This is a genomic window from Bacteroides sp. AM23-12 (assembly GCF_003434395.1).
In the GTDB taxonomy this organism is placed as follows: Bacteria; Bacteroidota; Bacteroidia; order Bacteroidales; family Bacteroidaceae; genus Bacteroides; species Bacteroides thetaiotaomicron.
The window spans coordinates 170,681-180,307 of record NZ_QTLF01000008.1 but is presented as its reverse complement, the minus strand read 5'-3'; the positions used below and the strand labels follow the sequence as shown (position 1 = coordinate 180,307).

General features: G+C 37.6%; 5 protein-coding genes and 1 pseudogene. 5 read left to right on the top strand and 1 reads right to left on the bottom strand.

Annotation, left to right across the window (positions count from 1 at the left end):
• A partial coding sequence (locus tag DW640_RS10470) for a DUF5127 domain-containing protein (protein ID WP_117578048.1) occupies positions 1-1,960 on the bottom strand: 1,960 nt, incomplete at its 3' end.
• Between the two features lie 307 nt (positions 1,961-2,267).
• Between DW640_RS10470 and DW640_RS23460 the strand changes: the two genes are divergently transcribed.
• The 5 genes and pseudogenes from DW640_RS23460 (at position 2,268) to DW640_RS10450 (ending at position 9,619) form a co-directional block, all read left to right on the top strand.
• A complete protein-coding gene (locus DW640_RS23460; protein WP_147326379.1) occupies positions 2,268-2,459 on the top strand; it encodes a hypothetical protein in 192 nt (63 codons plus the stop codon).
• A gap of 45 nt (positions 2,460-2,504) precedes the next feature.
• The gene (locus DW640_RS10465) at positions 2,505-3,788 is read left to right on the top strand and encodes a site-specific integrase (protein ID WP_117578032.1); all 1,284 of its coding nucleotides are present in this window, start codon (positions 2,505-2,507) and stop codon (positions 3,786-3,788) included.
• Positions 3,789-4,263: 475 nt separating this feature from the next.
• Positions 4,264-4,866: pseudogene (locus DW640_RS10460) on the top strand (DUF1793 domain-containing protein); the annotation flags it as partial.
• A gap of 57 nt (positions 4,867-4,923) precedes the next feature.
• Positions 4,924-6,480 carry an IPT/TIG domain-containing protein gene (locus DW640_RS10455; protein WP_008762468.1) on the top strand — a complete coding sequence of 519 codons (1,557 nt, stop codon included), beginning with the start codon at positions 4,924-4,926 and terminating at the stop codon, positions 6,478-6,480.
• 16 nt (positions 6,481-6,496) lie between these two features.
• Entirely contained in the window at positions 6,497-9,619 is a 3,123-nt protein-coding gene (locus DW640_RS10450; protein WP_008767691.1) for a TonB-dependent receptor, read from the top strand.
• Positions 9,620-9,627: the final 8 nt, after the last annotated feature.

The following is a 9,627-nucleotide window of genomic DNA, read 5'->3' as shown; positions in this document are numbered from 1 at the left end:
GACCGGCGAAGTCATCCGTGCATAATTGGTTCTCCGGGTCCTGTCCATACTCTACGAGATAGTTTGTCCAAGTAGTTAAGAGATCCCAATATTTTTTTACATAGTCAGCGTTTCCTTCGATTTTGCTAATAGCAGCAGCAAGAATTACCATGTTACCTCCTTCTTCAATTGGCATGTCACCTCCATACACTTGACCATTAGCAATAGGATAAGTCCCTAAATCGTGTGCTGGAAAAGGTTTGTTCCAACGACCGCTAGCACTATACTCAAAGATACTAGTCATCATAGCTTTCTGTAATTCAGGGTTATAAACCAAAAATAGTGGTGCGGATGGATAAGTTAGGTCTACTGTATTTACACAACCATTACTGTTGTTTTCTTTAGAGAACCATAACAAGTTACCTTCTTTATCAGTAAAGAGTTTATGAGCAGAGATCACTTGGCGATAAGATGCCGAACAGATTTCTGCATATTTTTTGCCACCTGCCTTTTCTGCATCGTCATAAATAAGTTCGTCAAAGGCGCGACAACGTTCCATAATAGCCTGATAGTTGTCTCTCAATTTTTCGAAAGCATCGAAGATAGTCACTTTGCCATCATGCTTCCAATAGCCCATACGCTTCTCGTACATATACTCAATAGAGTAAATGTCATCATAACCAAGCATCATGAATCCTTCTTTCCCGCTATTGGAGACAGAACCGAGATTGTGAACATATGCCATAGCCGGATTATCTTCCTCTTTACGAGTTGTCCATTTAGTCTTTGTAGTGGCTAATGTACCATTTTTCACGAATGATTCTTTCATTCCGTAATAGTCTCCCAAACTGACTGATTTACCTGATCCATTCGTACTAGCAAGATATGCATAACCCCAATCAGCACAAATCAAGTCACCTCTTCGGTCACATATTGGTTGATCGATTGAACCTGCTTCTACATAACTGATACCATTCTTTGATAAGGTACGAGCAACAGTAGGCTGGTTACTTTCGTTAATAGCCAGTTCAGGAGTTGTCTCCATATAGAATTGTACATCATGAGTTTTTTTATCTAATGAACGTACATGATAAGAAACATAGTTTATAGGAGTTGACAATAAATCAAGATCATCAATTAATTGAGGAGCGGTAAACACGACATCAAGCTCTACAGGACCACAAGTGAAAGTATAGTAGGTGGAAGTAGCCAATACGTCTACAGATTTCTGAACTGCTTCATTTGCAAACTTAACAGCATTTTCCTTCTCACGAAACAATCCGAAATCGACATATGAACCACCTGTAGTATTGTGGCAATGGGCAGCGATTACGTTCTTACCTTTACGAAGTTTCTTTTTTGCTTCTTCTGAAAGTTTCAGATATACATTATTCTTCCAGACAAGTCCTGTAGAAACAAGCTTTTCCCCATTTAGATACAACTCAAATACATCATCATGAGAATAGATCAGATAAATATCTTCAGCGATATTCGGTTCATTAAAATCGAAAGTGCGACGAATGTAGATATCGGTATTGTCTCCTTTCCATTCTGTGTGAATACGTTCCATATCACGACTACCAAACGCTGCTTTACCTTTCTTCCAATTGCTATCATCAAACTGAAATTCTTGCCATCCGTTTGCTGGTTGGCTGTTAGTGTACGCTGCTTCCCAACGTTCTACATTAGTCATAGGAGCAATAGGTACCAGATTAATTTTATCTTTCCCCAAAAAACGATATACTTTTCCGTCAACACGCAGAGCACCCAATAAAGGTTTCTTCGCACTTGTCCAATGCTCTGTACTACCTTCCATTAATTTATCATAGGGTGACCAGATCGAGAAATAAGGATCTGAAACGATAATAGGCACCGACGGAGCACGTAGCGCTATATCTTTTGCAGGTTTTAATAAGTCAACGGTCTGGGCATTTGCCAACAAGCCGACTGAAAGAGCCATTATGGCTAGCAATTTCTTCATAAATATTTGCTTTAAATTAATCTTCAAATCCAAGGTTATCCATCCATCAATCTTATTTACCTCATAAAAAAAACAAGCCCTAAGTATTCTTTTAAATCCACTTTTTACCTTAATACTATCTCACCTTTGAATAATTGCAATCTTTATACCCGTTTTCCTATACCTTATAATATATAATACCAGTACTGTCATATTTAGGATGAAATGTTATGGAGAAGCGGCTAACAAATTGTGTATTTCTAGCAAATATCGAGCTTTAACAAACTCTTTATTTTCCATAGTATCTCATCTTTGATGACACAAAATAATGGAATTAATAGAAGAAACAAGGAAAATCTGTGTTCAAGAAAGGACAAAATCTATTCTTTTTTGGATTTCAAACGTTCTTTTAACATACGAAACAGGGGTTCTGACGCTGTTTGAGCAGTATTTATCCTTTTTTGAGCAGATTTTATCCTTACCACCTCAAAATGAAGGTCTATTAATTGATGACTTCTAACTTTAACAAAAGAGATATTGGTCATTTCAGATAGCTTTCGTAAATTTGCAACACGAATGCAATACTGATTATACCATCGCAAAATATATACCATATATTAAACCCAAGTATGTTACCCAAGAGGGAACTACTGTCCTTTATGTTCGATATAATTACAATCGGAACAAGCGCACGCTTATCTCTACCGGATACAATATCAAACCGGAACATTGGGATGCAAAAAGGAAATGGATTAAGCGTGCATGTCCCCATTATGAAGAAATTGATGCCTGCTTGATTAAGATAACATCTAAGCTCGGTGATATTCTCACCTATGCTAAAGTAAACGGCATAGATCCGACAGTTGATTTTGTCTTGTTTGAATTAGAAAAGAACAGGGAATATGATCTGCGTCCTAATCGGGTAGATATGTTTGATGCATTAGAACGGTATATAGTGGAAAAAGCACCATCCGTCTCTGCAGATCAAATAAAAGACTATCGAACACTCCGCAAGCATCTGACCGCCTTCAAAGAATACTCATCACAACCTGTAACATTCCGCAACTTGAATCTGACATTTTACAACGAGTTTATGGATTATCTATTTCATAAAGTAGTAAAACCAAACGGAACTGTAGGGCTGCTCACCAATTCTGCAGGAAAAATCATACGTTTGTTGAAAGGCTTTGTTAATTATCAAATAGTAAAAGGAATTATTCCACCGATTGACCTAAAGAACTTCAAAGTTGTAGAAGAGGAAACTGATGCTATTTATCTAAATGAAAAGGAGCTGGCTGCAATATACGAACTTGATTTATCAGATGATAAACAATTGGAAGAGATACGGGATGTATTCATTACCGGGTGTTTCACAGGATTACGATACAGTGACCTTTCAACTTTAAGTCCTGAGCATATTGATTTGGATAATGAGAATATAAATCTCAAACAGCGGAAGGTACACAAGGCTGTAGTGATTCCCATGATTGATTATGTGCCTGAAATTCTTAAAAAGTATAATTATGATTTGCCTAAAATCCCACGATACATGTTTAATGAGAGAGTCAAAGAGTTGGGGCGGAAGATAAAATTGAGCCAGAAGATTGAAGTTGTCCGCAGGAAAGGTAAAGAGCGAGAAAAGAGAATATATGAGAAATGGGAAATGATCTCTTCCCACACCTGTCGGCGATCGTTTTGTACAAACATGTATCTATCTGGTTTTCCTGCAGCAGAACTAATGCGTATATCCGGACATAAAAGTCCATCTGCGTTTATGCGATATATTAAAGTGGATAATCAGCAGGCTGCTAAAAGACTAAAAGAGTTGCGTGCCAAATTAGCCAGATGAATTCCTTAGGGAGATAAAACTATAACCATTTTTAGAATAAGACAACAGGCGTTAGTTTCCTCGGAGGAAACGCCAGTTCCCTTTAAAAGGAACAGTCGTTTCCATTAAAAGGAACGTCCGTTCCCTCACCGGGAAACGACAGTTTCCATTCCAAGAAATGACAGGAAACTATAAGTTACTGATATCTAACCACATAAAGTACTATCGGTAATATTATAGAGTTTATGTTCATGTCCAAACAGATATGCTTCATTCTTACATCGTTAGAGCATTTAGACAGATGAAAATAAAGTTTTTAAATAAATCTATAAGGAACTGCTATTCTAATATATAAGACAAGTATCTCATACTTCCTATAATTCTTTTCTTTCTGTAACTTATTTATTCATGTATAATACATAGAATTACAATACAAACGCAATACAATTTAATCATAATCCATTAATTAATAGGATGTTAATGTGTTTGCGGGTCGTTTGGACAGGACCCGGAGAACCAATTATGCACGGATGACTTCGCCGGTCATTGGGCTCATAATGCCAATCTTTCAGTAAAAGCGATCATGGGTGTAGCCGGATATAGCGAAATGGCGCATATGCTTGGTTTATATGATGTTGCAGAGAAATATGCAGGTATAGCCAAGAAAATGGCGGTGAAATGGGAAGAAATGGCAAATGAAGGTGATCATTACCGCCTTGCTTTCGACCGTGAGAATACCTGGAGTCAGAAATATAATATGATTTGGGACAAAATGTGGAATTTGAATTTATTCCCAAATAATGTAATCGACAAAGAAATTAACTATTATTTGACGAAACAGAATCCTTACGGATTGCCATTGGACTCCCGCAAAGAGTATACAAAGTCTGACTGGATTATGTGGACAGCTGCTATGTCTTCAGATTTAGAAACTTTCAAGAAATTCATAGATCCACTCTATAAATATATCAATGAAACTACTTCGCGGGTACCTATCAGTGATTGGCATCACACAGACAGTGGTGAATGGGTTGGGTTTAAAGCGCGTTCGGTTATTGGAGGATACTGGATGCAAGTGTTAATGGACAAAACTCGATGAAATGTTTAATTAACTATACATTTATTATTAACTAGAATGAAAAACATGAAATGTAAAATGAAAAAAGTATTGAAGGAATGGCGGTGGATATTGCTGGCATTATTCACGATTTGCATTTGTAGTTGTAAGGACGATGACAATGTAGAGACTGGAGCCTTTGATCCATCAAAACCTGTAGCAATTTCTGATTTTACTCCGAAAGAAGGAGGAGCCTATCAGAAACTATTGATTTATGGTGAAAATTTCGGAACAGATGTTTCGAAGGTAAAAGTGAAGATTGGTGGCAAAGATGCTATTGTTATTAATGTAAAAAGTACTTATGTTTACTGTTTTGTTCCTTCAGGAGCTTTTAGTGGTGAAATTGAAATCACTGTAGGAGAAGGAGAGAATGCAGTAACAACGACTGCGAGTACTACTTTTAGCTATGAGAAAAAGATGGTAGTAGGTACGCTTTGTGGCTATCGCAATAATCGTGATGATCAAGGTTGGAGAGACGGACCATTTGATGGACCGGAAGGTGTCAAATGCTGTGGCTTTAGCGATAACGGACGATTAGCTTTTGATCCGTTGAATAAGGATCATTTGTATATTTGTTACGATGGACATAAAGCTATACAGTTGATCGATTTAAAAAATCGTATGCTTTCTTCTCCTTTGAATATCAATACTATACCTACTAATCGTATACGAAGCATTGCTTTCAATAAGAAGATAGAAGGATATGCTGATGAGGCGGAATATATGATTGTAGCTATTGATTATGATGGTAAGGGAGATGAAAGTCCTAGTGTATATATTATTAAACGTAATGCGGATGGTACATTCGATGATAGATCTGATATACAATTGATAGCTGCTTACAAACAATGTAATGGAGCTACTATTCATCCAATCAACGGAGAATTGTATTTTAATAGTTATGAAAAGGGACAAGTATTTCGTTTAGACTTGGTTGATTACTTTAAAACTATTAAGAATGGTGGAAGTTGGGATCCTATAGTAAAGAACAATCCTAATACTTTTAAGCAGTTATTCACTATTGCTGACCCAAGTTGGGAATTTCAGATTTTCATTCATCCTACTGGAAAGTATGCTTATTTTGGTGTGATTAACAATCATTATTTCATGCGTTCCGACTATGACGAGATAAAAAAGGAATTTATTACCCCGTATAATTTTGTCGGGGGATATAAACAGTCAGGTTATAGGGATGATGTAGGAACTGAGGCACGTATGAATAATCCTTGTCAAGGAGTATTTGTGAAAAATCCGGATTATACTGGTGAAGAAGAGTATGATTTCTATTTTGTAGATCGATTAAACTTCTGTGTACGTAAAGTAACTCCAGAAGGTATCGTATCGACCTATGCGGGACGAGGAGCGTCAACTTCCTTAGCTGACGGAAACCAATGGGGAACTGATGATGGTGACCTACGAGAAGTGGCTCGTTTCCGTGATGTAAGTGGACTTGTTTATGATGATGCGAAAGAGATGTTTTATGTACATGATCAGGTGGGACATACTATTCGCACTATTTCAATGGAGCAAGAAGAGAATGTAGCCGGTGACGAGAATATACCGGAAGATGAATCAACAGTGGAATCTAACGAATAAACACATTTATCAGATTATGAAAAAATATTTAGCCATTTTTTTGTTGATGCTGGTTGTCCCATTGACGATTTCTGCACAACAAACAATTACCGTGACTGGTACGGTTACCGACACACAAGATGAGCCGATGATTGGTGTTAATATCACTGTAAAGGATGTAGCAGGTTTGGGAACCATTACGGATATCAATGGTAATTTTTCTATAAAGATGGAACCTTATCATCGACTAGTCTTCTCATACATCGGATATGATGATGTGGAAGTACTTGTAAAAGAACAGCATACTGTTAATGTAAAGATGAAAGAATCAGAGGCTAGTGTACTGGATGAGGTTGTGGTAACTGGTATGGGGGCACAGAAAAAACTGACAGTGACGGGAGCTGTAACCAATGTGAATGTGGGAGATTTAAAACGTTTCCCTACTTCCAATATGTCTAACGCTTTGGCCGGTAATGTTCCGGGTATTATTGCCCGACAAACTTCCGGACAACCGGGAAAAAGTACTTCTGAGTTTTGGATACGTGGTATTTCTACTTTTGGAGCTAGTTCAAGTGCTTATATTCTGGTGGATGGCTTTGAACGTAGCAGTTTGGATGAACTTAACATTGAAGACATCGAATCATTCACAGTATTGAAAGATGCGTCAGCTACTGCTATTTATGGTTCTAAAGGTGCAAATGGTGTAGTATTGATTACAACAAAACGTGGTAAAGCTGGAAAAATCAATATTGATGCCAAGGTAGAAACTTCTTATAATACGCGTACTATCACTCCGGAATTTGTAGACGGTCTTTCGTATGCCAGTCTGATGAACGAAGCATTAGTGACTCGCAATTTAGGAATGGCCTATCAACCGGAAGAATTAGAGTTATTTCGTACACAAATGGATCCGGATTTCTATCCGAATGTGGACTGGATGGATTTGATCCTAAAAAACGGAGCATGGAGTTATCGCGCTAACTTGAACATGAATGGTGGTGGTAACACTGCTCGTTATTTTGTTTCTGCAAGTTATACGGAAGATCAAGGTATGTATAACACAGACCAAACGTTACGTGATGATTACGATACAAATGCCAACTATAAAAAGTGGAATTATCGTATGAATGTTGATATAGATATCACCAAATCGACTTTATTGAAACTAGGTATAGCAGGTTCATTAGCCAAACGTAATAGTCCAGGACTGGCTGATAACGAGATGTTATGGGGCATGCTTTTCGGATACAATCCTATTGCAACGCCTGTATACTATTCCAATGGATATGCGCCTATTTCCCACCGGGATAACGTAAACAAACTTAATCCCTGGGTTGCATCTACGCAAACTGGATACAATGAAGATTGGCAGAATAATGTACAAACTAATGTTACATTAGAACAAAATTTTGATTTCATTACCAAGGGATTGAAGTTTGTAGGACGTTTTGGCTATGATACAGACAACAGTAACTGGATTAATCGTCATCGTCAACCAGATTTGTATAAAGCGAACGGACGTAGACAAGAAACGGGAGAGATTATTTATGAGAAAATGTTTTCCGCATATGACATGACACAATCAAGTGGTAGCTCTGGCAAACGTCGTGAATTCCTTGATTTACTGTTAAGCTGGGAACGTGCTTTCGGAAATCATCATGGAGGAGTTACTTTCCGTTACACACAAGATAGTGAGAAGCGGACAGTAGACATTGGTACGGATATTAAGAATGGAGTATCAAAACGTAATCAAGGGTTAGCAGGACGATTTACTTATAACTGGAACTATCGTTACTTTGTTGATTTTAATTTTGGTTATACCGGATCGGAAAATTTTGCACCAGGAAATCAATTCGGTTTCTTCCCGGCTTTTTCTCTTGCATGGAACGTTGCCGAAGAGTCATTTGTTAAGAATAACTTGAAGTGGATGAATATGTTTAAAATACGTTATTCTCATGGTAAGGTAGGTAATGATAATATTGGGGATAACAACCGTTTCCCATACTTATATACTATAGCCACTACAGGATATAACAGCGAAGGCAAGCCTAATTATGTATATAACTGGGGATTTGGTGATTATGGAAAATCATTCATAGGAACTCATTACACACAGATGGCTTCTAATGGCATTACTTGGGAAGTTGCGACTAAGGATGACCTGGGGATTGATCTTTCTTTGTTTAATGACAAATTTACAGCGACAGTTGACTATTTCCACGAAAAACGTACAGGTATTTTTTTAACACGTGAGTTCTTGCCTGACATTACAGGTCTTGAGAGCAAACCTAAAGCGAATGTAGGTGAAGTGAAATCTCAAGGTTTCGATGGCAATTTTGCTCTTAAGCAGAAACTGGGTGAGGTGGATATGACTATTCGTGGGAATATAACTTATAGTAAGAATGAAGTGCTCGAAAAGGATGAAGAGAATCAAGTCTATTCTTATTTATATCAAAAAGGGTATCGTGTAGATCAAGTTAAAGGATTGATAGCTGAAGGATTGTTTGCTGATTACGATGATATTCGTACCAGCCCGAAACAAGAGTTTGGTACAGTGCAGCCTGGAGATATCAAATATAAAGATGTAAATGGTGATGGTGTTGTAAACGATAATGATAAAGTTGCTATTGGCGCTACTACCACTCCAAACTTAGTATATGGTATAGGGGCATCTTTCGCATGGAAAGGAATTGATGTAAATGTTCACTTCCAAGGTGCCGGTAAATCCACTTTCCCTATTTATGGTAAGTGTGTATATGCATTCAGCGAAAGTGACTGGGGAAATATCTTTAAAGATATGATAAGTGATCGTTGGGTAGATTCAGAGACTGCTGCCAAACTGGGATTGCATGCTAATGAGAACCCCAATGCAACATATCCGCGTTTAACTTATGGGGAAAATAAAAACAACCAACAAACCTCTACTTATTGGATGCGTGATGGTCGATATATTCGTTTGAAGAATCTGGATATCGGTTATACTTTGCCAAAAAGCATAGTCAATAAACTGCACTTCAATAATATTCGTATCTATATTGCAGGATCAAACCTGATTACATGGTCTAAGTTCAAAACATGGGACCCGGAAACTGGCAATCCGCGGGGTGAAGCCTATCCGCTAACAAAATCAGTTACTATGGGTTTATCTGTTAACTTATAAAAATACTA

Excerpts from the sequence above, each read along its gene's own strand:
- DW640_RS10455 (WP_008762468.1), top strand. The coding sequence starts at position 4,924 with ATGAAAAAAGTATTGAAGGAATGGCGGTGGATATTGCTGGCATTATTC.
- DW640_RS10450 (WP_008767691.1), top strand. The coding sequence starts at position 6,497 with ATGAAAAAATATTTAGCCATTTTTTTGTTGATGCTGGTTGTCCCATTG.
- DW640_RS23460 (WP_147326379.1), top strand. The coding sequence starts at position 2,268 with ATGGAATTAATAGAAGAAACAAGGAAAATCTGTGTTCAAGAAAGGACA.